This is a genomic window from Streptomyces sp. NPDC005141 (genome assembly GCF_053599975.1).
The window spans coordinates 114,691-137,860 of sequence record NZ_JBSFYW010000006.1 but is presented as its reverse complement, the minus strand read 5'-3'; the positions used below and the strand labels follow the sequence as shown (position 1 = coordinate 137,860).

Genomic DNA, 23,170 nt, shown 5'->3' with positions numbered 1-23,170 from the left:
ACACGTGCGCTACATTCTTCGTCCGGGCACAGTGTGATATTGGGGGCGCTCGGGTCGAGTGGGGGCTCGATCCGGACGGCATGGTGAGTATTTGCCCGGAGTCGTCGCGCACCCGTGAACTGTCCCGTGGGGGGAAGCACGTGCGCGTTGAAAACTGGCGGAAAGACGCCCAACCGGCTCGACGAGATGTCGCTCCGCCGGACGGGCGGCTGATCGATCCGTCACCTGGGCCGGAAGCCAAGGAGACGATCGCCTGGCCGAAGGCCGGCGGTGAAACGGCCTCGTGGCCGAATATGGGAGTTGGCATCAGTCCTGAGCGTGGGGAACGCGCCGAGCGAGCAGCCGGCGGACGTTCCGAGCGAACCCCGGAGCCGGAGACCGAGCTGCTCGCCGGTCTCGTGACGGAGGACGAGGCGTTCTCCGGCCGTGCATCCGAGGCGGGTTCGCCCTCCGGACGCCCGCCCGGGGCGTGGTTCACCTCCGCCGGCCAGTCGGACGCGGGGCCGGCCCTCGCCGCCCGTACGGCAAAGACGCGGCCCTTCTTCAGCGACGGTCCGGAGACCGAGCTGCTCTCCGGACCCGTGCCGGACCTCGACGGTCCCCTGCCTTCTTCCTGGGAGCGCCCCGAGGACCCCGAGCACACCCATGACCCGCACGAGGTCACGGTCCAGCTCGACGGCGCGGGCCGCCGGCTCGACGACTGGCTGGTCCAGCAGGCCAAGGGCGCCCCGACGTCCCAGGAGGCCTCGGACGCCCCCGTCTTCGTCGACGAGTCCGGCCGCCGCAGCCGCCGCTTCCGCCGGCTCGGCATGCTCGTCGCCGTGGCCTGCGCGGTCTACGCCGTCGTGATCGTCGCCACACTCCTGTCGGGCAACTCCAACGCGCCCTGGCTCCCGGTCCCGGGCCAGGAGAAGGACCAGCCGGCCGGCCAGGTCGACACCTCGCCGCTGCCCTCCCAGTCGGTGGACCCGTCCGGCACCGGCAACGCCACCGCACCCGGCGCGGTGGCGACGGCCGACGACGGCACGACGCCCTCGCCCGGGTCGACCCCCGCACCCGGCGCCTCGGACAAGGCCGCCTCCCCGAGCGCGTCCAGCGACCCCAAGCCGACGACGTCGACGACGAAGAAGCCGAAGCCCGGCGCCACCACCAAGGACCCGGACCCCGACCCGAGCAACCCCGTGGTCGACCCGCCAACGGACACCGCCACCGCCACCACCCCCGGCGCCACGGCCGATCCCACGGAGACCGCGGGCACCGGCGGTTCCGACGGAGCGGGGGCAGGCGCCGAAGCGCTGGCCTTCTCCGTCGTGGTGGCTCCCGTCGCCCAGATCCGCGGTGAGTCCGCGCAGGCGAGCGTTCTCAGCTCCCCGTACTCCCTCTCCCTCTCCCTCCCGTCCCCGGAGAACCTCCTCTGATGTCCCGCACCAGCCGTCACGGTCCTGCGCCCAGCGCGCCGGGCCGTGATTCCCGCACCACCCCGAAGCAGGACCGCAACGCCCGGCGCCGACGTCTGCCCATGCGCTTCCTGCTGCCCACGCTCATCCTGGTCGCGCTGATGGCGATGCTGATGCTGCGCGGCTACGTGCACAGCGAGATCCTCGCCGACCACCGCATCCAGCCCGAGGCGGCCACCGACAAGGTGCCGGAGAAGATCCTCGACGGCGGCCCGGTCATCGACACCCGCAGCGGGCGTACGACCAGCCTGAGCGTCCCGGACCACCGTCTCGTCCTCACCTTCGACGACGGCCCGGACCCCACCTGGACCCCCAAGGTCCTGGACGTCCTCAAGGCGCACCACGCCCACGCGGTCTTCTTCGTCACCGGCACCATGGCCTCGCGCTACCCGGAACTCGTCGAGCGCATGGTGCGGGAGGGCCACGAGGTCGGCCTGCACACCTTCAACCACCCCGACCTGTCGTACCAGTCCAAGAAGCGCATCGACTGGGAGCTCTCGCAGAACCAGCTGGCGCTGGAGGGCGCGGCGGGCATCCGTACGTCCCTCTTCCGCCCCCCGTACTCCTCCTTCGCCGACGCCATGGACGACAAGTCCTGGCCGGTGACGCAGTACATCGGCACCCGCGGCTACATCACCGTCGTCAACAACACCGACAGTGAGGACTGGCAGAAGCCGGGCGTCGACGAGATCATCCGCCGGGCCACGCCCAAGGGCGGCAAGGGTGCCATCGTCCTGATGCACGACTCCGGCGGCGACCGCCACCAGACCGTGCAGGCACTCGACAGGTTCGTGCCCGAACTCCAGAAGCAGGGCTACGACTTCGAGAACCTCACCGAGGCGCTGAACGCGCCGAGCGCGCACACCCCGGTGACCGGCCTCGACCTCTGGAAGGGCAAGGCCTGGATCTTCCTGGTCCAGGCCTCGGAGAAGACCACCGACGTCCTGGTCGTCGGCATCGCGATCATCGGCGTGCTGGTCTTCACCCGCTTCGGCCTGATGCTGCTGCTCTCCGCAGCACACGCCCGCCGGGTTCGCCGCAAGGACTTCCGCTGGGGCCCGACACCGATCACCGAACCGGTGTCGGTGCTGGTCCCGGCGTACAACGAGGCCAAGTGCATCGAGAACACGGTGCACTCCCTCATGGCCAGCGAGCATCCCATCGAGATCATCGTCATCGACGACGGATCGAGCGACGGCACCGCCCGCATCGTCGAGGACCTGCGCCTGCCGAACGTACGCGTCGTGCGCCAGCACAACGCCGGCAAGCCCGCGGCCCTCAACCGGGGTCTGGCGAACGCCAGCCACGACATCATCGTGATGATGGACGGCGACACCGTCTTCGAACCGGCGACCGTCCGCGAACTCGTCCAGCCCTTCGCCGACCCGCAGGTCGGCGCGGTCGCGGGCAACGCCAAGGTCGGCAACCGCGACTCCCTCATCGGCGCCTGGCAGCACATCGAGTACGTGATGGGCTTCAACCTGGACCGTCGTATGTACGACATCCTGCGTTGCATGCCGACGATCCCGGGCGCGGTGGGAGCCTTCCGCCGCTCCGCCCTTGAGCGCGTCGGCGGCATGAGCGACGACACGCTCGCCGAGGACACCGACATCACGATGGCCCTCCACCGTGACGGCTGGCGCGTCGTCTACACCGAGAAGGCGCGGGCCTGGACCGAGGCGCCGGAGTCCGTCCAGCAACTCTGGTCCCAGCGCTACCGCTGGTCGTACGGCACCATGCAGGCGATCTGGAAGCACCGCCGAGCCGTGGTCGAACGGGGTCCGTCGGGCCGCTTCGGCCGGGTCGGCCTGCCGCTGGTCTCCCTCTTCATGGTCCTGGCCCCGCTGCTCGCGCCCCTGATCGACGTCTTCCTCCTGTACGGCGTCGTCTTCGGCCCGACCCAGAAGACGATCATCGCCTGGCTCGGCGTCCTCGCCGTCCAGGCGGTCTGCGCGGCATACGCCTTCCGCCTGGACAAAGAACGCATGACCCACCTGATCTCGCTCCCCCTGCAGCAGATCCTCTACCGGCAGTTGATGTACGTCGTCCTGCTCCAGTCCTGGATCACCGCCCTCACCGGCGGCCGGCTGCGCTGGCAGAAACTGCGCCGCACGGGCGTGGTGGAGGCGCCGGGATCGGTCCCGCGGGAGCGGGCGTCACAGAGCGGGAACGAACGGAGGCCGGTCGGATGACCACGCACGAGTACCCGGTGGGGGCGACTCCGCCGCTGGGCACCCCGGGGGCGGCGGTCCCGCATCCGTATCCGGGAGCACCGTCGCAGCCGTGGCCGCCCTCGCAGCCGGGGACCTCGCCGGAGCCGGGGAAGCAGCCGGAGCCGGGCCAGGCGCCGGCATCGGGCCAGGGGCCGCAGCCGGAACAGAAGCCGGCTCCGAGCCGCCCCGGCCGTGACCGCTACCTGGACCTGCTCCGCTCCATAGCCCTGGTCCGCGTGGTCGCGTACCACCTCTTCGGCTGGGCGTGGCTGACGGTCCTCTTCCCCTCCATGGGCGTGATGTTCGCGCTGGCGGGCTCGCTGATGGCGCGCTCGCTGAAGCGTCCGGCGTGGGGTGTGATCAGGGGGCGCGTGCGGCGTCTGCTGCCCCCGCTCTGGGCCTTCAGCGCGGTGGCGCTGGCCATGATGTTCGCGGGCGGCTGGAACCCCGTGAACGACCCGGACCACGGCGGTACTTGGGGCCTGGTCGACCTGCTCAACTACATCGTCCCGGTCGGCGCCCCGCCGTTCCCTTGGAAGATCGGCTCCCAGTCGGGTCTGCTGGAGGACACCTGGGCGGTCCAGAGCGCGGGCGTGCTCTGGTACCTGCGCGCCTACCTGTGGTTCGTCGTCGCCTCCCCGCTCCTTCTGTGGGCCTTCCGCCGTGCCCCGTGGGCGACCCTGCTGGCTCCTCTCGTGCTCACGGCGGTGGTCGGCACCGGGATCTTCACCATCCCCGGCGAACTGGGCAACGCCATCACGGACTTCGCCGTCTTCGGCGGCTGCTGGGTGCTGGGCTTCGCCCACCACGACGGGATGCTCGCGAAGATCCCGCGCTACATCGCGATCTCGTGCTCGACCCTGCTGATGGCCTTCGCCCTGTGGTGGGCCTCGGGCCATCTGGGCCCCGACGGCTGGGACTTGAACGACATCCCGCTGGCCGACGCGATGTGGTCCTTCGGGTTCGTGGTGATCCTGCTCGTGTACAGCCCGTCCTGGCAGCAACTGCCTGGCCGCCTGGCCAAGTGGGACAAGCTGGTGACGCTGTCCAACAACCGCGCGGTCACGATCTACCTGTGGCACAACATGCTCATCATGGCTACGGTCCCGATCCTCGACCAGCTGTACAACCTCCCCTTCATGCAGGACGACCGCGCCGTCGCGGCCCTCGACACGACGTACATGGTGTGGATGTTCGTCCTGGTGTGGCCGCTGATCGGCCTGACCATCCTGGGCCTCGGCTGGATCGAGGACATCGCGGCGAAGCGAAGCCCACGGCTCTGGCCGAACGGCTCCAAGACCCGCAAGCCCGCGGGACGCCCGGCGCGGGGGCGTCGGGGGAAGAGCTGAGCGACGAGACCGAGCGACGAGACTGAGCAACGAGGTCCTGCCGGGGGCGGGTTGAACGTGCGACCGCCCCCGGCCGGATCCCGGCGACGGTTTCTGCCGGGCGGGTCGAGCGCGTGACCGCCCTCGGCCGGGCCCTGGCGACGGTGATGTGTTCCCGTCGGGGACGCGCGGTTCCGGTCCTGCCCGACCGCAAGGCTTTGCGGTGGCCAACCCGGTGACGCGTCCCACCCGCAGGATCACTCAATCGAAGGTTCCGGCCGACCAGTTGGTCACCCTATGAACCGCTATGCCCAGCTCCTGTTCCCCGCTCGGCGCCATTCGCACTGGTGTCGTCACACGGGCCCCCGATAGCGTGTCGCTGCCCTTCCGCACCCCACGCCGCACAGGAGTCCGCCGTGAACCGCCGCCCCCGCCTGCTCGTCACAGCCGCCCTCGGAGCGACAGCAGCGCTGCTTCTGACCGCGTGCGGCGGCGGTGACGAGAAGCCGAAGGGCAACGACAAGATCGCCGGGGCGGACACCGGGGGAGAGACGTCGGCTTCGCCTGGGGCGGGTGCGACGGCCACCGGGAGCCGGCCCACGATCAAGTTCCCTTCCGATGCGCGGAACGTGTTCGAGGGCCAGAAGACCGGCGACGCCAAGAAAGACGCGGTGCTCGCGGACAACGCCCAGCGCATCAACTCCATTGATGACGCGATCTTCCAAGGAAGCATGAGTACCGAGGCCTTGGGCTTCTACAGCGCAGAAGGCGCCCTGGACAGCGCGAGGACGTTCGTCAAGGGCTACTTGGACGACGATCGTTCATGGACGGGAACCACTCGCTACTTCGACCGCCAGGTTTCGTTTCGTCCCGACGGCAGTGCGGCTGTCATCTATTGCTCGGACGAAAGCAAGTCCTTCCTCAAGAACCGGAAGACGAACAAGCCCGAGAAGACGCCGACCTCGGCGGACAGCTACGTGCTGTACAACACCAAGCTGGTCAAGAATTCGGACGGTGTGTGGCAGACCACCAACGTCATCTCGAAGCGGGGTGCTGACCAGTGCCAGCCGTGAAGCGTTCACCGAGGTCGGTGACAGCCATAGCTCTCCTCTGTATTGCGGCGCTCGCCCCCCAAGTCGCGTATGCCGGCGGCCGTGGTGGCGAAGGCAACGAGAACACCACACCCAAGCCGCACGGAGACGCCACGGATGACGGCACGTTGTCCGCCACCGCCGGTGCCGTGGTCTTCGACCGTTCGAAGAACGGGTCGGGCGAATCGGCCGGCCCGGTGACCTCTTCGTCAGGTACGTGGACCCCGCCTGCCTGCTATTACGCCCCGAAGTACACCCCGGCCCAGCTGCAGAAGTACAAGGAGTCGATTTGGGGGGTCGACTCGACGGGGTATCAGTGGGATGCGGAACAGCGCGACCAGTACGTGAACGGGAAGCCGTACAAGGACTTCAACAAGGACAAGGCCGGCGAGGGCTACTGGTGGGACTCGTACGTCACTGAGGGGCGCGAGGGCGACCCGGCCGCCGGTGACTGTACCGAGGACATCTTCTGGGTCGACACGGGTGATGCCCCGCCGGCGGATGTTCCGGAGGCGATCACGCCGGAGATGCTGGCGCAGTTGGCGTATGCGGAGATTCGGGTGCCGTCGACGAAGGTGGACCTTGCTCCGGCGGGTACGACGAAGGTGAATCTGCCGACGTGGGCGTGGCTGGACACGGCGAAGTTCAAGCCGGTGTCGGTGACGGCGTCGGTGCCCCTGCTGAACGTGACGGCGACCACGACCGCGGAGCCGGTCTCTCTGAAGATCGACCCGGGGACGGACGACGCCACGACGTATCCCGCGTCGGGCGTCTGCGAGATATCGGGCGATCACATCGGTGAGGCGTACGCGAAGGGCAAGGCCGAGCAGACGCCCCCCTGTGGGGTGAAGTACCTCCGCTCTTCGGGCGATGGCTCGTACAAGCTGAGGGCGACCGTCACCTGGAAGATCCACTGGACGGGCACCGGCATACCTGAAGAGCGAGACCTGCCGGACGGCACGTTCGGAGCCGAGCAGGACGTCGTGGTGCAAGAGATCCAATCCGTCAACCGTTGAGTCCGGCCCTCCGGACTCACTGAGATCCGGAAGAGGCAGAGGGCGTGGCGGAGCGGTTGGCCGTCGACGGCGATGAGCTGTCGCACTTCATGAAGATGCTCAGGACGTCGACCGACTCGTTGAAGGGCCTGCGCAAGGCGTTGGAGGACGCCACGGTCAGCGGTCTGGGCACCGACGATCTCGACTGTGCCTGCGAGGACTTCCAGGACAACTGGAAGTACGGAGCCGACCAGATCGGTGAGCAGACCGAGGACCTGGCCAAGATCATCGGGAAGAGCAGGGACAGCTACCGCGAGGTGGACAAGGCCCTGGAACAATCCCTGCATAAGGCCGGCACCGGCAACGGCGGCGGTACGAGGTGACGTACCCGCCCGGGGAAACAGGAGCGGCACTCGATCCGCAGTCCCGCGCCGACCGCGCAAAGCCACAGGGCCTCAAGTCGGCCCCGCACATCCCCAACCCGGACTACCCGCACCTGGAGTTCAATCCGGTGCCGGGCAGTACAGAGACCGTGAGCGGCCTGCGCAAGAAACTCACAGGATGCGCGAAGGTACTCGAAGAGACGCATGACCTCGTCACCAAGCTGATGGACGGCAGCTACTGGAAGGGCGACGCGGCCGTCGCCTTCCGCGAGCAGCTGGACGGCGGCCCGCTCCCTCTGAACCTGAGGAACCTCGCACGCTCCATTCGCAAGGCGGCCGGACAACTCGACCGCTGGGAAGGCGAACTCGACGACTTCCAGCGGCGCGCCAAGCGACTCGAAGAGGACGCGAAGGAAGCGCAGGCCGCCGTGGACCGGGCGAAGGGCCACGCCGCCGAGGCGGGTGACAGCCCCGACCTGGACAAGAAGGGTGCCGGGCACGACGAGGCGCAGAAGGCCCTGACCAAGGCGAACTCGGCAGTGGAGGACGCCGAGGACGCCCTCCAGAAGATCCGCGGCAAGGCGCGGAAACTCGCGGACGAACATGAGCACCAGGCACAGCACCGAGCGGCCAAGATCCGTGACGCCACGAAGAAGCTGGCCCCGCATGAGCCGGGCTGGTTCGACTCGGCACTCGACTGGCTGAGTGAGAATCTGCCGGACATTCTGAGCACGGTGGCAGCGGTAGTCGGTCTGGTGGCGCTCTTTGTCGTGTCAGGCGGGACAGCTGCCGCGGTACTGCTGCTTTGCGCTGCAGCATTGAGTGCGACGTCGTTGTCATTGCGGATCACTCAGGACCCAACGGTGTGGGCATCGCTCAAAGACGGCTTCACGAATGGTGAGCTCGACACCGACTTCTGGAGCAACTTTGTCACTGTCGGGGGCGACGCCCTCGGTGCGCTGCCTGGCCTCGGTGCGACTTGGAAAGGGGCGGCGACCGCACTCAGGGCGACTGGCGAAGCGGGGGAGGTTCTTACGATCGGTCAACGCGTTGCCCGATTCGGCGGTGGAACGATGGAGCAGGCGAAAGCCATCTCCGACCTGGACAACTCCTTGCTCGGCTTCACGATTCGAGGCGCCCGAGCAGCCCAAGTCACTAAGGCAGTCGAGGTCACGTCCGCCTCGGTCGGCGTGACCACTGCAGGCTTCGGTTTGGCCATGACCGCCGTAGACACGGACGATGACGGAATCAAGGACGGCTCCGTAGCAGGCATCGATGGAGTGCGGCTGGGTCTTGACGGCGGAGCCCTTTTCGATGTTGCCCGTCACGTGTTCTAGATCTGAGCAGGAGGCTCGCACCGCGTGAACCCGACCAATTGCCGGACTGCTTGGGACCATTCGCCAACCCAACGCGCTTGGATCCGACACATGATCATGATTGCTGCGCGCCTTGCGGGATGGACCGCAGTCTGGATCGGCTCGCTAGGGGTGCTTGTATCGTTTCTGAGCCCGGGCTACGCCTTTCTCTTCATTCCAGTCCTCCTCTATTCGGCGTTCCGAGCCGTCCTCCAACTCGCCTACATCCGACCCTCCATCCAAATCCAGCGAGTCCTCTGGCAGTACCCCTGGCAGCTCCTCACCGGCGTCCCCCGGGGCCGGAACAAGCATCCTCAGGCTCAAGAGGATGAGATGTGGCTGGAGTTGCCCAATCCGGAGGAGCCGGAAGAGCGGATCCCGCTGCTTTTCCATTCCGGCATGCGCACCTTCTGGTGGATGCGACGCTTCGGTTCGGCGCGTACGAAGCTGGAGCTGAAGGCGCAGATCGAACCGCTCTGGTTCGCCGGCGACCCCCGCTTCATCGCCGTCATCGCTGCCACAAGCCGCAACGGCGAGGCACCCAAGAGGCTTCATCTGCTCTATCAACGCACCGCCACGGGCCGCCGGGGCATCGAGCCGGTCGACTGGAACGCAAGCCCGGCCGCCCTCGAACGTGCCCGCCGCTCCGGCGCTCATGTTCCCGACCCGGTGCGCCCGCACCCGCGTACGTACTGACTCGTACCTGGCAGGACTCGATGACCACGGCCCCCCACTTCACCGTCGCAGACTCAGCCGAAGACCCCGACGCTGATATCTGGTTCGCGGAACCCGCAGGTTTCACCGCTGTGCCCCTCGATGCGCTGCTCCCCTTACCGGACTCCGTGGCTGCCGATGATCTGCGCACCGCTCTCGCGCCGCTTCTCGAGTCGGCTCCCGACGAGGTGGCCCGGCAGCGGTTCATTGCCCAGTTCGCACAGGGGCAGCAACTGCTCGGTGCTCTGCGGGAGGTCGGAACGGTCCATTGCTCGATCGGACTGCACCGTGATGACGTCGATGAGAGGGACACGAGCGGCGATCGACCGCTGTTGTCGTTCTTCACCGTGTCCTGGCGGGCAATGGCGGTGTCGCCGCGAGCTGTGACAGCCGCTCGCGCGGTGAGTGGTCCCGACGGGCAGGCGCACGTCGAATACGTCGAACTTCCCTGTGGTCCGGCCACGTTCAGCGAAACCACGCATACCCCCAGAGCCGACAGCGGCCTTCCTCAGCTGCCCTTGGTCCAGTTCCACGCTCACCTGCCGCACCCGGACTGCAGACGACTGGCTGTGTTCACGCTGAGCACGACGGCTGTCGGACACCGTGAGCAGTACCGTGCGATCCTCCGCCACATCGCCTCCCTGGCCACCTTCGTCAATCCTCTGACCTCGGTGGCTGAAGTGTCGTGATCGCGGGGGCGGAAGGTCATGGTGGTGCGTCAGGAAGCTTGAAGAGGGCGGCCGTTTCGCCGATGGAGCTCCTGGACGGAGGGCTTTGCGGACGCCAACTCGGTGATTTGCCTCACGGTGCACCGTCACTCGATCGAAGGTTCTGAGCAGCCGGTTGGCCACGCTATGAGGCTCTATGCCCAGCTCCTGTGCTCTGCGTGGCGTCATTCGCTCTGGTGTCGTCGCACGGGCCCCCGATAGCGTGTTGTTGCCCTTCTGCACCCCACGTCGCACAGGAGTCTGCCGTGAACCGCCGTCCCCGCTTGCTTGTCACAGCCGCCGTCGGAGCGACAGCAGCGCTGCTTTTGACCGCGTGCGGCGGGGGTGACGAGAAGCCGAAGGGCAACGACAAGATCGCCGGGGCGGACACCGGGGGAGAGACGTCGGCTTCGCCTGGGGCGAGCGCGACGGCCTCCGCGGGACGACCGAAGATCGAGCTGCCGACGGATCTCCACTACAACTTCGAGTGGCGTAAGACGGGCGACAAGGAAAAGGAAGCGATTCTGGCGGACAGTGAGCAGTCCATCAAGGCTGTCGACCTGGCCATTGCCAACCAAGACGCCCTAGACAAGGCATATCTCTACTACTACGAGGGTGAAGCAGCCGCGGAAACTCAGAAGTTTATCGAGGCTTACGTCAAGGCTAAGGCTCGTACAACTGGGGCTTATCGGTACTACGACGCGGCAGTGAACGTGGATAGCTCTGGCAGCGCATCACTCGTGTACTGCGAGGACCAGAGCGAGGCGTACGACATGTATCTGAAGCCGAGGAAGGTCGACAAGACAGCTGTTACGAAGAATAGCTACGTTCTCTACAACACCCAGCTGCACAAGAACGACAAGGGTGTATGGGTCATCGAGAAGCTTCTTTCCCAGAGGGGGAGTGCAAAGTGCCAGCCCTGAGCGCCGGTTCACGAGTTCTGATCTCTTCTGCGCTGATCGGTTCCTTCTGTCTAAGTGCCGCGCCTGCCATGGCTGACAACAAGATCGGCGGTGGTGCTCAGACACCCCCTCCTAGTGGCAAAGCGTCCGGCGATTCGGACGGTAGAGGCAGCCTCTCGGCGACGGCGGGTGCTGTTGTCTTTGATCGTTCGAAGAATGGGTCGGGTGGTTCTGCCGGGCCGGTGACTTCTTCGTCGGGTGCGTGGACTCCGCCTGCTTGTTACTACGCTCCGAAGTACACGCCGGATCAGCTGCAGAAGTATTTGGAGCCGATCTGGAATGCGGAGTCGACGGGTCCCGAGTGGGACTTGGAGCAGCGTGACAAGTACGTCAATGGCGGCGAGGCGAAGGACTTCAACAAGGCCAAGGCAGACAAGGGATATTGGTGGGACTCGTACGTCACTGAAGGCCGTGAGGGTGACCCGGGCGCGCTCAAGTGCGACAAGGGCATCTTCTGGGTGGACACGGGTGATGCCCCGCCGGCGGATGTTCCGGAGGCGATCACGCCGGAGATGCTGGCGCAGTTGGCGTATGCGGAGATTCGGGTGCCGTCGACGAAGGTGGACCTTGCTCCGGCGGGTACGACGAAGGTGAATCTGCCGACGTGGGCGTGGCTGGACACGGCGAAGTTCAAGCCGGTGTCGGTGACGGCGTCGGTGCCCCTGCTGAACGTGACGGCGACCACGACCGCGGAGCCGGTTTCACTCAGGATTGATCCCGGTACGGCAGACGCAGAGACGTATCCCGCTTCCGGCGTGTGCGAGATCACCGGCGATCACATCGGTGAGGCGTACGCGAAGGGCAAGGCCGAGCAGACGCCGCCCTGTGGGGTGAAGTACCTGCGTTCTTCGGGCGATGGCTCGTACAAGCTGAGGGCGACTGTCACCTGGAAGATCCACTGGACGGGCACCGGAGTGGCCGAGGCCCGGAATCTGCCGGACGGCACGTTCGGAGCCGAGCAGGACGTCGTGGTGCAAGAGATCCAATCCGTCAACCGTTGAGAGCCGGGTGAGCCCCAGTGAGTGACAGAACCGGAGTGAGCGGGGAAGTGGCGTCGCCCCGGCCTGCCGGTGGCGGCGGTGTGTTCGGCTTGATCACCCCCGAGGATTGGTACCGCATCCCGCTTCAGCCGCAAGAGGATCGCGAGGCATCCGTGAGCGCGCTGATCCGGCGACAGTTCGCTGGTGTTGAGGATCAGCCCGTTCTGCGTCGGCAGGCTGAGCAACAACTGACGGGTGCTGCTCTCGCGGGCGCTGACCAAGGCGGCGTGGTGCTTTATCTGTCTTTCCTGGATGCAGCCGGCATCCCGTTGTCCGCGTCACTCCTGGTCTCTCGCGTTCATCAGCGGTTCGACAGCCTGGACGCCGTCGCCGCACTCGCCGGACGGGGCGAAGTGACTTCCGTCAGCCTGCCGGCCGCAGGAAGGGCCGCTCGGTGCCGTCGCACCGAACGAACACGTGAGTCGAAGAAATTGGGATCAGAGTTCGACGACACGATCGTTGAATATTTCGTGCCTGGACCCTGGGGTGACGAGATGTTGATGCTCACGTTCAGTACTCCAATGGAGCCGATCGCCGACGCGATGGTGGAGTTGTTCGACGCCGTTGCAGGCACTCTTCGCTGGCAGGCACGGAACGACGGTGGCAAGGAGGGTCCGCATGAGTGAACGTCTCAGAGTCTCCACCGACGACTTGCACACGGTCGGAACTGGATTGAGGACAGTGGCAACGGAGTTCGTGGGGCTTGACAGGCTTATGGAGTCCTACGACCGACGCACTGTCGGGCACAAGCTGCTGCACGAGAGACTTCAGGACTTTTCCGACGACTGGGACGACAATCGCGAGAAGATGATCAAGGATATCGAGGCGCTGGGAACCATCGCCAAGGAAGCGTCCAAGGCGTACGTCGAACTCGACACCGCCCTCTACAGCGCTCTGGTCGGCAAAGGGCAGAAGAAGTGACCCGCCCGGCTGACCATCGCTGGGAGGTGCTGGACGAGAGCAGTGACCCTGTTCCCGGTGATGTGCACGACCTGAAGTCGCTGGCACGCCGTTTCACGGCTACGGCCAAGACGATCTCCGACACTGCGGCTGCGCTGCGTCGAGTCGGAGACCAGAAGAGCTGGGATTCGAAGGCGGGACGGGAGTTCGCCGACAAGGCCGGCGAGACTGCGAAGACGGTGAGCAGGGCGCACAGCCGCTATGAAGAGGCCGGCGCCGCGCTCAAGGAGTACCACACCGATCTTGAGACAATTCAGAAGGAGGCGGATGGGCTTCTCGGGCAGGCTGAAGCGCAGGCCGCGGACCTGGCATCTGCGAAGTCTCGAGCAGGCAACCCGCCTGAGGGGACGGACGGCGACAGCCAGAACAAGCTCGATAAGAAGGCGTCCGAGTTGCGAGACGGTTTGGACGAGCTGCGCGGCAAGTTGGCGACTTTGAAGACCCGCCACAAACACGCGGGCGACTCGGCGGCGAAACGTATTCACCACGCGGCAGAGCGTGATGGTCTCAATGACAGTTGGTTGGACGACCTGCGCGACTCGCTCAACTTGATCAGTAAAATCGCCGGGGCCGTCGCGGCAGTATGTGGAGTTCTATCACTTCTGGTCGGGTGGATCCCCATCATCGGACAGGCGATTGCGGGTGTCCTTGGCGCGATCGCGCTCGCCATGACAGTTCTGTCGCTGATCTGTCACGTGCTTCTCCTGATCAATGGCGATGGATCGTGGCAGGACGTGGCTTTGGACGTCTTGGGGCTGGCGACGTTCGGAATCGGGCGGGTCTTCTCATCGGGAGCGAAACTCGCTGCCACGGTCGGGCGCAGCAAGGTCTGGACAGCCGCGACGCAGTACGTGCGTGGTTGGAATCCCGGCCTCAGCTCGGCGGCACGTCGGACCCTCGTCCAGGAGATGGTGGGCACGCGGGCCGGAGCCGTTACTCGCGCGGCGCGACCAGACGTCAGCCTCGGAGCCGCTTTCAAGGGGCTGCCTCGTTCCTTCGCGGACGACCTCGGCGCGATCCGGAGCAATTGGCGGGATGTCTTCAAGGTGGGCGACAACGTTGCGGCGGTTCGGAATGCCTGGAACGTCGGTGGAGCGCGCGGCCTTGCCAGCATGTACGTTGGGCCAGGCATGGTGGACGAGCTCGGCCGTATGAGGAATGTCAGTTCGGCCGACCTCAACTTCATCGGAACTCCTGATGCATTCAAGCAGGCGATGCACTACAACTCGTGGGCGCTTGCCGCCACTGGCACCGGAGCGAGTTCCGACTCGTACAGCTTCCAAGGCATCTTCGCGGGTGAACCGGAGATGGATGTCACTGGTCCCGACGCCTCTCTTGCCGGAAGGTGACCGCCGTGGCATTCGGTATGGAGGTTTCCGAGCACGGCTGGAGTGAGTGCAGGGTCGAGCTGCCTGCCCCCGAAAGCTGGTTGGTTCTTGACCTCGATGCCGGCAGTCCGCAAGTCCAGGCCCATTCGGCCGCGGAATACCACGGCGGCGTCGTCGCTTGCGTCGATCGGCGTGACGCTTTCGCTGAGGATGTCCTGTGGTATTGGGCTGCCGCGATTCGCCAGCGAGCAATCTGTGCGGCGCTGTTGGCCCCTGTGGGTGGGCCCGTACTGGCGAGCTACACAGTGAGAGAACTGCCTGTCTCCCGGGAACTCCTGAGTTTGGAAGCCCTCCGCCGTGAGGCTGAGCTGGCTGAAGGTCCCTTCTTCGGTAGCCCTTCGATCTCGGAAGCCGATCTCCCAGTGGGATCCGCAGTACGGGTCCATCGTATGGAGCCGAGTGCCCCTGAATCCGCCGGTGGGGAAGTGATCGAAGGGGTCGCCCACTACGTCTTGCCTCACCTGCACCCGGTGGTGTTGGAGGCCCGGCTGCTCTGGACTTCCTTGGGGCTGGGTGATGAGCTGGCGACGGTGGCCGATGCCCTGGCCGAATCAATCAAGCTTGTGTGAGTCTGACCCGCCGGCTGAGTCAAGGCGTACACCCGCAACGGGGAGCCCCCCGAACCTCTCCCACGGGATCAGAGCCAGGGGCATCCAGCTGAATCCGATGGCGAAGACACTCAGTAGTACGGTCAAGCCCTCGGGGAGGATCCTCCCGAACTGGGCCACGATCACAGCGACGGCCAGCAGATACACATCAAAGACAAGAAGAGCCAGCACGGTTCGGAAGGCCTCGGTCGGCCGAAGTCGCGGCTTCTCCTCCGTTCCCTTCACGACACCCGCAAGGATCAGAGGGAGCAAGAGCCCTGTCAGGCCGCCCACGCCAATACCGCCGACCACGAGGCTGTTACGTCCGTCCGCCGGTACCGCGTTCGAGAGGATGGAATCGTCCGCAAGGCTGGTGGTCAGGTAAACACCCGCGAAGGCTCCGAGGGTCATGGTGGCCAGGACTGCAATGATTCCAGCGGCGAACGCGACATTTTGAACCTTCGAGTGCCGCGGGCTCCTCACCTCAGGCTGTCCGGGCTCTGATCCAGCGGACATGAAGTCTCCCGTTCTTTGCGAAGTGCGATTGACGATAGTGGGCGCTGCGAGGGAGGTCCATGAGAGTAGCTGCGTCCGGGGAGGCCGGCGGTGCCGATTTGCCGGCCGTCTAAATCGGGTCAAGGTCCGGTAAACCGGATTGCCTAGCGGTTCTACGGAGATGAGGCTGCGTCAAAGGCTGGGCCGGTTGCTGGTGTGAATGGGCAAGTCCGGTGGGGAGTTGGGGCGGCATGAGTAAACGGCAGATCCGGCTCGGACGCGTGCCGCGCAGAACTGGGCGCAGTATCCGCAGGCCGGTGACGGGGTCTCGTTGCCGGCTGTCGTCCCTGACGCGCTCGAACTCCTCAAGGCTCGCATCAACTTCGACCTCACCGGCAAGAACGCCGAGAAGCGGATGGTGTACGCGGCGGTCGGCCTCAGCGTCGGGTGCGTCGTGCTCGGGGTGCGGGCCGGCGGGGACTCCTCCGCCTACACCGTGGCCGGAATCCTGTGGGCGGTGCTGATGGTCGCCCTCGGTGTCGGCCTCGTCGTCACGCGCAAGAGGAACGCCAAGTTCGCGGCGCTGCTGCGGGCGGCCGGGTTCGCGCCCGTGACGGAGGAGGGCGGGCGGGTGCGGTATCTGCCGCCTACGGCGGGGTACGGCCCCGCACGGACGGCTGCCGGCCCTTACGGCCCCTACACCCCGTGCGCCCCGCAGGGTCCGTACACCTCTCAACCGGGCAGTGCCCCGTACGCCCCGCAAGGCCCGTACGCCGGTCAGCCGGGCGGCCCCTACGTCGGTCCTGCCCAGGCTCAGGTCCACCCCTCGGCCCAAGCGCCCGCCCAGCCGCAGAACCAGCCCCCGGTTCCGGCTCCTGGCCCTTACGCGCCCCCAGCCCCCGGCCCGTACGGCCAGCAGGTCTCACACTCAGTCCAGCCCGGCGCCGTTACTTAGACGGTCGGCAGTTGGAAGGCCACGGTGTGGCTCACCGCGCCCCGGTCCGTCGTGAAGACCTGCAGCCGGCCCCGGGCGGCGACCCTCCCGAGGGATCCCCGGCCGTCGCCCCGATGCCGGAGGCGAGCCCGGCTCCTGCTCCGCCTCCGTCGGGGAACGGTTCCAGCCACGGCGCCTCCGCCCTCGTCGTCATTCGCGCCGCCGGATCCTCCACCGCGCCGACCAGGCCCGACGGCAGAGGTCCGCGGGCGCGTCCGCGCAGAGCGGTCGGGCTGAGCGGTCAGGCTGAGCGGTCAGGCAGAGGTTGGTGGCGATGCGGTTCAGCCAGGTGCGCAGCGACGCGCGCTCGGCGTCGTAGCTGGTCGTAGCGGTCGTAGCGGTCGTACGCGCCGGGCCGCTTCCCGCGGCCCGGCACCGCCGTCGGGGTCAGCGAGGCCGGGGTTCTGCCGACCAGTGAGGGAGAGCTGCCCTCCGACAGGGCTGGCCTCCGACCGGCTGCCCTGTGACCGGGCTGCCCTCCGAGCGGCTGCCCTCCGACCGGGCTGCTCTCCGACCGGCTGCCCTCCGACCGGTTGTCCTCCGACCGTCTACGCCGTGCGACCCAGGTGTTCTCCGTGATCCCGGCGGCGGGAAATGGGCCATCCCCTCGTACCACCACGCCGCCGTCTGACGGGCGGCCCGACCGGCCCTGCGGCCGAGGTGCCTTCACGGTTCCCGCCCCGTCCTCACCGTCGGGTCCGGGAGCGGGTGAGAGCAACGTTCCCTTCCGGTCACCCACAGGCACAGCGCGGAAACGCGTCCTCCCTACCTTCGGGAAACAGCAGGCCAGTAAGCCCGGAGAACCAATGGAGGCGTGAGATGACTGCCCCAGCCACGAGTACAGCCCCTGCGCGGGGCGGTCGCTGGATCGAGGAGTGGGATCCGGAGGACGAGGTCTTCTGGGCCGAGAAGGGGGAGAAGGTCGCCCGGCGCAACCTGCTCTTCTCCGTGCTGTCCGAGCACATCGGGTTCTCGGTCTGGACCCTGTGGTCGGTGATGGTCCTGTTCATGGGGCCGGAGTACGGGCTCACCCCGGCCGACAAATTCCTGCTCACCTCGATGGTGACGCTGGTCGGCGCCGTCGTGCGGGTCCCCTACACCTTCGCGGTCGCGCTCTTCGGTGGCCGGAACTGGACCATCGTGTCCGCGAGTCTGCTGCTCGTGCCGACCGTCGCCGCGTTCGTCGTGATGAAGCCCGGCACCTCGTTCGACACCTTCCTCGTGGTGGGTCTGCTGGCCGGTATCGGCGGCGGCAACTTCGCCTCCAGCATGACCAACATCAACGCCTTCTTCCCGCTGCGCAAGAAGGGCTGGGCGCTCGGGCTCAACGCGGGCGGCGGCAACATCGGCGTCCCCGTCATCCAGCTCGTGGCGCTCGCCATCATCGGGGCGAGCGGCGGGCCGCGGGTGCTCCTCGGGATCTACATCCCGCTCATCGTGGTGGCCGCCGTCCTCGCCGCCCTCTTCATGGACAACATCGCCTCCGTGAAGAACGACACCGGCGCCGCCCGGGACGCCGTGAAGGACGCGCACACCTGGATCATGTCGTTCCTGTACATCGGCACCTTCGGGTCGTTCATCGGCTACGCCTTCGCCTTCGGGCAGGTCCTTCAGGTCCAGTTCGGGCGTACGCCGCTCCAGTCCGCCTACCTCACCTTCATCGGCCCGCTGCTCGGTTCCCTGATCCGGCCCGTCGGCGGATGGCTCGCCGACCGCTACGGCGGCGCCAGGATCACGCTGTGGAACTTCGTGGCCATGGCCGCGGCGACCGGGATCCTCGTGGTCGCCAGCAGCGAGAAGTCGCTGCCGGTCTTCGTCTGCGTCTTCGTGGTGCTCTTCGTGCTCAGCGGGCTCGGCAACGGGTCGACGTACAAGATGATCCCCGGCATCTTCCAGCGGAAGGCCGAGGCGAAGGGGCTCGAAGGGGAGCAGGCCGCCCGCTACGGACGTCGGCTCTCCGGTGCCTCCATGGGACTCATCGGTGCCGTGGGCGCGCTCGGCGGCGTCGGCATCAACCTCGCCTTCCGGCAGTCGTTCCTCAGCTCCGGCTCCGGCACCGGCGCCTTCGTCACCTTCCTCGCCTTCTACGCGGTCGCCTTCGTGGTCACCTGGGCCGTATACCTTCGCCGCCCGGCCGCCACCGGAGCACGGGCCACCTCCGCCACCGAGGCGAAGTCCCAGCTCAGCTACGCGGAGGTGTGACGTAACACGCCCGACATCACGTTGAACCGAGCCTGTCACGGTGCGTTGACAGGCTCGGCTCAGCCACGGACGTACGACAGCACAGACCCGTACGACGACTCGACGAGCGCGAGACGAGAGCCATGTACGACGAACAGCAGCGACCCGACCACGGGCCTCTCTCGGGGTTCACCGTGGGAGTGACCGCCGCGCGCCGGGCCGACGAGCTCGGCGTGCTGCTCCAGCGGCGCGGGGCCACCGTCGTGCACGCGCCGGCCCTGCGGATCGTGCCCCTCGCCGACGACGGCGAACTGCTCACCGCGACCAAGGAGTTGGTCGACCACGCGCCGGACGTGGTGGTGGCCACCACCGCCATCGGATTCCGCGGGTGGGTCGAGGCCGCCGACGGATGGGGCCTCGGCGAGGAACTGATCGAACGGCTGCGCGGGGTGGAACTGCTGGCCCGCGGACCCAAGGTCAAGGGCGCCATACGGGCCCAGGGCCTGACCGAGGACTGGTCGCCGTCCTCCGAATCGATGGCCGAGGTGCTCGACCGGCTGCTCGAGGAGGGCGTCGACGGCCGCCGTATCGCCGTACAGCTGCACGGTGAACCGCTGCCCGGGTTCGTGGAGTCGCTGCGGGCGGCCGGCGGCGAGGTCGTCCCCGTGCCCGTGTACCGGTGGATGCCGCCGGAGGACATCGGGCCCGTCGACCGGCTGCTCGACGCGGCCCTCACCCGCGGCCTGGACGCGCTCACCTTCACCAGCGCGCCCGCCGCTGCCTCCCTGCTGTCCAGGGCCGAGGACCGCGGCCTGCACGCGGAACTCCTCGCCGCCCTGCACCACGACGTCCTGCCCGCCTGCGTCGGCCCGGTCACCGCACTGCCGTTGCAGGCCCACGGCATCGACACCGTCCAGCCCGAGCGCTTCCGCCTCGGCCCTCTCGTACAACTGCTGTGCCGGGAGCTGCCCGGCCGGGCGCGGGCGTTGCCCATCGCCGGACACCGGGTGGAGATCCGGGGGCACGCGGTGCTGGTGGACGGGGCACTGCGGCCCGTGCCGCCCGCCGGGATGTCACTGCTGCGGGCGCTCGCGCGCCGGCCCGGCTGGGTGGTGGCGCGGGCCGAGCTGCTGCGCGCGCTGCCCGGCGCCGGCCGTGACGAGCACGCCGTGGAGACGGCGATGGCCCGGCTGCGTACGGCACTCGGCGCGCCCAAGCTGATCCAGACGGTCGTCAAGCGGGGCTACCGGCTCGCGCTCGACCCGGCCGCGGACTCCAAGTACGCCGACGTCTGAGGCCGCCGGTACAGGAACAGGGCACGGGTGAGGCAGGCCAGCGCGAGCGTCGACAGCAGGGCCCGTACGACGTTCCAGGCCACCCAGGTGTCCTCGAACCGGTCGCGCACGGCGGCCGGGTCGGCGATCCGCGACGGGTCGCCGGCGTCCGCGAGGCCGTTGTTGAGCGGGATGTTCACGGCCACGGTGACGAGGAACACGAGCGTGTAGGCGGCGAGGGCGGTGAACACCCACCACCGGTTCGGCGCGCCGCGCAACTGCCGGGCGGAGACCGCCGTCAGCACCAGGGCGCCCAGGAAGCTCAGGAAGAACAGCGGGTTCTGGATGACGTCGTTGATGTTCTGCATGACCTCGATGAAGACGCGGTCGTCGCTGCGGGCCAGCGACGGCATGATGGCGCAGGCGAAGATGTAGAACACCCCGGCGATCAGGCCCATCGCGACCGTGGCCGCACCCAGTACACCCGCGGCGGTGTCGCGCCGTTCCCTGCTGTTGTCCGTCATGTCCCTCAGTCAACCGGCGCTGCGGCGCGGGTGACATGGCCGAGGCGCGCGGCCGCATACGTGGGCGTCCAGGACGTGATCGACCACGTCCTCCCCGTGTGCTGAACCCTGTGTCCCACCACGTGCTCGGGCTCGGCGAAGCGGTCCGCCGCGATGCCGACGGCGCCCTCCGCCGTTCCCGGCCGGTGCACGTCCGGTAAGGGGGCGGTACGGAGTCTTCCGGCGGGGCGTCGGGGCATGCACTGTAGGGAGTACGACGGCGGGTGACCCCAAGGCGGTGACAGGCGCATGGCATCGGGCATGGCCACAGCCTCGTACGAGCTGCGGTTCGACTCCGGGCGGATCTGCCTGGATCTGACGGCGACCACCCATCCCGAGGAACGGCTCGACTCTGCCGCCCAGTTGGGTGCCTGGGTCAGCGCGTCCGGGCTGGTGCCCGCGGGAACCGCGCTGCCCGCGGTGGACGCGGCGTGGCTGCTCGGGTTCCGGGAACTGCGCGGACACATCGCCCAGTTGGTGCGCGGCGAGCTGGACGCGCGGCCCGCCGACAGCGCGCTCGCCCGCGTCAACGCCGCCGCCCTCGCCGCGCCGCCCGCGCCCTGGGCGGTCCGCGCCGACGACGGCTCGCTGCGCCGCGCACTGCGCACACCGCCGTGCTGCGCCGAACTGCTCTCCGTGGTCGCCCGCGACGCCCTCGACCTGCTCACCGACCCGCCGGCGAGGGCTAGTCTGCGACAGTGCGAGGGCGACAACTGCCCGATCGTCTACCTCGACACCTCGCGGGGCCGGCGCCGTCGCTGGTGTTCCAGCGAGGTGTGCGGCAACCGGGAGAGAGTGGCCCGGCATCGGCGCCGGGCGGCTCTGGCGCGTGCCTGATCACACCCGTCCGTGAGGGGCCAGTGACGTGAGGTGATCGATACGCATTCTTTTCGCTGTCTACACATCTTCAACAGAAAAAATCCTGAACACTTTGAACACCCGCGTACCTACGGACGTACCCGGTGATGAGCGACCGACTGGGGGAACCCCCGGACACCGGAGGTAGGCGTGCGCAAGGATTCAGCCGTGGCTGATGAACACAGGCCAAGGGCCCGACATCGCATGTCTCAGCAGTCCTCGTCGACAGAACCCGACGAGGAGCTGATGCGTGCGCTGTACCGGGAGCACGCGGGGCCGTTGCTGGCCTATGTGCTGCGCCTGGTCGCCGGAGACCGGCAGCGCGCCGAAGACGTTGTGCAGGAAACACTCATCCGTGCCTGGAAGAACGCCGGCCAGCTCAATCGAGCGACCGGTTCGGTACGCCCCTGGCTGGTGACGGTCGCCCGACGCATCGTCATCGACGGCCACCGCAGTCGGCAGGCCCGGCCGCAGGAGGTCGACCCGTCGCCGCTGGAGGTCATCCCCGCGGAGGACGAGATCGACAAGGCGTTGTGGCTGATGACACTGTCGGACGCGCTGGACGACCTGACCCCTGCTCACAGGGAAGTACTGGTCGAAACATACTTCAAAGGGCGTACCGTCAATGAGGCGGCCGAAACGCTCGGCATACCCAGCGGCACTGTGCGCTCACGGGTGTTCTACGCCCTGCGTTCGATGAAGCTGGCGCTGGAGGAGCGGGGGGTGACGGCGTGAACACGTACGGGGGTTACGGAACAGGTGGGCCGGGAGCCATGCAAGGTCCACGAGGACAGCAGGGGTCCGGGGACATCCACGAGACCGTCGGCGCCTACGCCCTCGGCATTCTCGACGACGCCGAGGCGACAGCCTTCGAGGAACACCTCGCCACCTGCGAGTGGTGCGCCCAGCAGCTCGACGAGCTCGCCGGGATGGAGCCGATGCTCGCCGCGCTCGCGGACCTGCCCGCCTCGCAGGGCAGCCCGGCCATCGGCGAGTCCCTCTCGGCCCGCCCGAGCCCACGGCTCGCGGAGCGGCTGGTCGACGAGGTCTCGGCGCGGCGCGTCCAGAAGCGCCGGCGCGGCATGTACCTGGTGGCTGCCGCGGCCGCGCTGATCATCGGCGGTCCGCTGACCGTCATGGCCGTCAACGGCGGCAGCGACGGTGGGACGAACGTGCCGCAGGCGCACGCCACCAGCCCCGCCAAGGCCGCCTTCGAGGTCATGACCGACAAGACGGAGGCCACGGACCCGAGCACCAAGGTCAACGCCGTCGTCGCCGTGGAGCCGAAGGACTGGGGCACCCACGCCGTCCTCCAGCTGAAGAACGTCAAGGGCCCGCTCAAGTGCTCCCTGATCGCCGTCGGCAAGAACGGCGAGCGCGAGACGGTGACCTCCTGGGCGGTCCCGAAGTGGGGCTACGGCATCCCCAACGCCAAGACCGAGGAGGCCAAGCAGCCCCTCTACGTACACGGAGGCGCGGCCTTCACACCGAACCAGATCGACCACTTCGAGGTCATGACCTTCGACGGGAAGCGACTGGTCGAAGTGGACGCGTGAGCGAACCCCGGGCGCGGACGTAGCCTGGCGGGCCTCCCTTCGCGTACGGTTGACGGCTGCCCAGCACGT

General features: G+C 67.6%; 23 protein-coding genes. 21 read left to right on the top strand and 2 right to left on the bottom strand.

Features of this window, described 5'->3' with window-relative positions:
• Positions 1 to 293 precede the first annotated feature (293 nt).
• The 15 genes from ACWD68_RS07190 to ACWD68_RS07120 all read left to right on the top strand — a co-directional run bounded on the left by ACWD68_RS07190 (position 294) and on the right by ACWD68_RS07120 (position 15,162).
• Entirely contained in the window at positions 294 to 1,418 is a 1,125-nt protein-coding gene (locus ACWD68_RS07190) for a hypothetical protein (protein ID WP_451805471.1), read from the top strand.
• Entirely contained in the window at positions 1,415 to 3,649 is a 2,235-nt protein-coding gene (locus ACWD68_RS07185) for a glycosyltransferase (RefSeq protein ID WP_451805525.1), read from the top strand. Before ACWD68_RS07190 ends, ACWD68_RS07185 begins: the two co-directional genes overlap by 4 nt.
• Positions 3,646 to 5,019 (top strand): acyltransferase family protein, encoded by a 1,374-nt coding sequence (locus ACWD68_RS07180; RefSeq protein ID WP_451805470.1) that lies wholly within the window; start codon positions 3,646 to 3,648, stop codon positions 5,017 to 5,019. The genes ACWD68_RS07185 and ACWD68_RS07180 overlap by 4 nt, the downstream gene beginning before the upstream one ends.
• Positions 5,020 to 5,414: 395 nt before the next feature.
• Positions 5,415 to 6,071, top strand: a complete 657-nt coding sequence (locus tag ACWD68_RS07175) for a hypothetical protein (protein WP_451805469.1) — start codon at positions 5,415 to 5,417, stop codon at positions 6,069 to 6,071.
• Entirely contained in the window at positions 6,059 to 7,105 is a 1,047-nt protein-coding gene (locus ACWD68_RS07170; RefSeq protein WP_451805468.1) for a hypothetical protein, read from the top strand. Before ACWD68_RS07175 ends, ACWD68_RS07170 begins: the two co-directional genes overlap by 13 nt.
• A gap of 44 nt (positions 7,106 to 7,149) precedes the next feature.
• On the top strand, positions 7,150 to 7,467 hold the full coding sequence (locus tag ACWD68_RS07165) for a hypothetical protein (protein WP_451805467.1): 318 nt from the start codon (positions 7,150 to 7,152) through the stop codon (positions 7,465 to 7,467).
• A complete protein-coding gene (locus ACWD68_RS07160) occupies positions 7,464 to 8,804 on the top strand; it encodes a hypothetical protein (RefSeq protein ID WP_451805466.1) in 1,341 nt (446 codons plus the stop codon). The genes ACWD68_RS07165 and ACWD68_RS07160 overlap by 4 nt, the downstream gene beginning before the upstream one ends.
• A gap of 90 nt (positions 8,805 to 8,894) precedes the next feature.
• Positions 8,895 to 9,518, top strand: coding sequence for a hypothetical protein (locus ACWD68_RS07155; protein ID WP_451805465.1), 624 nt, complete (start codon positions 8,895 to 8,897; stop codon positions 9,516 to 9,518).
• Between the two features lie 20 nt (positions 9,519 to 9,538).
• A complete protein-coding gene (locus tag ACWD68_RS07150) occupies positions 9,539 to 10,225 on the top strand; it encodes a hypothetical protein (protein ID WP_451805464.1) in 687 nt (228 codons plus the stop codon).
• Positions 10,226 to 10,509: 284 nt separating this feature from the next.
• The gene (locus tag ACWD68_RS07145) at positions 10,510 to 11,166 is read left to right on the top strand and encodes a hypothetical protein (RefSeq protein WP_451805463.1); all 657 of its coding nucleotides are present in this window, start codon (positions 10,510 to 10,512) and stop codon (positions 11,164 to 11,166) included.
• Positions 11,154 to 12,206, top strand: a complete 1,053-nt coding sequence (locus tag ACWD68_RS07140) for a hypothetical protein (protein WP_451805462.1) — start codon at positions 11,154 to 11,156, stop codon at positions 12,204 to 12,206. Before ACWD68_RS07145 ends, ACWD68_RS07140 begins: the two co-directional genes overlap by 13 nt.
• Before the next feature lie 35 nt (positions 12,207 to 12,241).
• Positions 12,242 to 12,871 (top strand): hypothetical protein, encoded by a 630-nt coding sequence (locus ACWD68_RS07135; RefSeq protein ID WP_451805461.1) that lies wholly within the window; start codon positions 12,242 to 12,244, stop codon positions 12,869 to 12,871.
• The gene (locus tag ACWD68_RS07130; protein ID WP_451805460.1) at positions 12,864 to 13,166 is read left to right on the top strand and encodes a hypothetical protein; all 303 of its coding nucleotides are present in this window, start codon (positions 12,864 to 12,866) and stop codon (positions 13,164 to 13,166) included. The genes ACWD68_RS07135 and ACWD68_RS07130 overlap by 8 nt, the downstream gene beginning before the upstream one ends.
• Positions 13,167 to 13,192: 26 nt before the next feature.
• Positions 13,193 to 14,554: a hypothetical protein gene (locus ACWD68_RS07125; RefSeq protein ID WP_451805459.1), complete on the top strand. Its 1,362-nt coding sequence runs from the start codon at positions 13,193 to 13,195 to the stop codon at positions 14,552 to 14,554.
• A 5-nt stretch (positions 14,555 to 14,559) separates the two neighbouring features.
• Entirely contained in the window at positions 14,560 to 15,162 is a 603-nt protein-coding gene (locus ACWD68_RS07120) for a hypothetical protein (RefSeq protein WP_451805458.1), read from the top strand.
• Here the strand turns inward: ACWD68_RS07120 and ACWD68_RS07115 are convergent.
• Positions 15,145 to 15,696 carry a hypothetical protein gene (locus ACWD68_RS07115; protein WP_451805457.1) on the bottom strand — a complete coding sequence of 184 codons (552 nt, stop codon included), beginning with the start codon at positions 15,694 to 15,696 and terminating at the stop codon, positions 15,145 to 15,147. The two genes, ACWD68_RS07120 and ACWD68_RS07115, sit on opposite strands and share 18 nt — an antisense overlap.
• 310 nt (positions 15,697 to 16,006) lie before the next feature.
• On the opposite strand from ACWD68_RS07115, the gene ACWD68_RS07110 reads away from it, so the two are divergent.
• The 3 genes from ACWD68_RS07110 (at position 16,007) to ACWD68_RS07100 (ending at position 20,145) form a co-directional block, all read left to right on the top strand.
• Positions 16,007 to 16,630 carry a hypothetical protein gene (locus ACWD68_RS07110; RefSeq protein WP_451805456.1) on the top strand — a complete coding sequence of 208 codons (624 nt, stop codon included), beginning with the start codon at positions 16,007 to 16,009 and terminating at the stop codon, positions 16,628 to 16,630.
• 858 nt (positions 16,631 to 17,488) lie between these two features.
• On the top strand, positions 17,489 to 18,871 hold the full coding sequence (locus ACWD68_RS07105; RefSeq protein WP_451805455.1) for a nitrate/nitrite transporter: 1,383 nt from the start codon (positions 17,489 to 17,491) through the stop codon (positions 18,869 to 18,871).
• A gap of 122 nt (positions 18,872 to 18,993) precedes the next feature.
• Positions 18,994 to 20,145 carry a uroporphyrinogen-III synthase gene (locus ACWD68_RS07100; RefSeq protein WP_451805454.1) on the top strand — a complete coding sequence of 384 codons (1,152 nt, stop codon included), beginning with the start codon at positions 18,994 to 18,996 and terminating at the stop codon, positions 20,143 to 20,145.
• On the opposite strand, the gene ACWD68_RS07095 is transcribed toward ACWD68_RS07100, so the two are convergent.
• A complete protein-coding gene (locus ACWD68_RS07095; RefSeq protein ID WP_451805453.1) occupies positions 20,094 to 20,648 on the bottom strand; it encodes an anthrone oxygenase family protein in 555 nt (184 codons plus the stop codon). The two genes, ACWD68_RS07100 and ACWD68_RS07095, sit on opposite strands and share 52 nt — an antisense overlap.
• A gap of 288 nt (positions 20,649 to 20,936) precedes the next feature.
• On the opposite strand from ACWD68_RS07095, the gene ACWD68_RS07090 reads away from it, so the two are divergent.
• From ACWD68_RS07090 to ACWD68_RS07080, 3 genes are all read left to right on the top strand, one after another.
• Positions 20,937 to 21,524 (top strand): CGNR zinc finger domain-containing protein, encoded by a 588-nt coding sequence (locus ACWD68_RS07090; protein WP_451805452.1) that lies wholly within the window; start codon positions 20,937 to 20,939, stop codon positions 21,522 to 21,524.
• Between the two features lie 225 nt (positions 21,525 to 21,749).
• Positions 21,750 to 22,280, top strand: a complete 531-nt coding sequence (locus ACWD68_RS07085) for a sigma-70 family RNA polymerase sigma factor (RefSeq protein ID WP_037619265.1) — start codon at positions 21,750 to 21,752, stop codon at positions 22,278 to 22,280.
• A gap of 38 nt (positions 22,281 to 22,318) precedes the next feature.
• A complete protein-coding gene (locus tag ACWD68_RS07080; protein ID WP_451805451.1) occupies positions 22,319 to 23,101 on the top strand; it encodes an anti-sigma factor family protein in 783 nt (260 codons plus the stop codon).
• Positions 23,102 to 23,170: the final 69 nt, after the last annotated feature.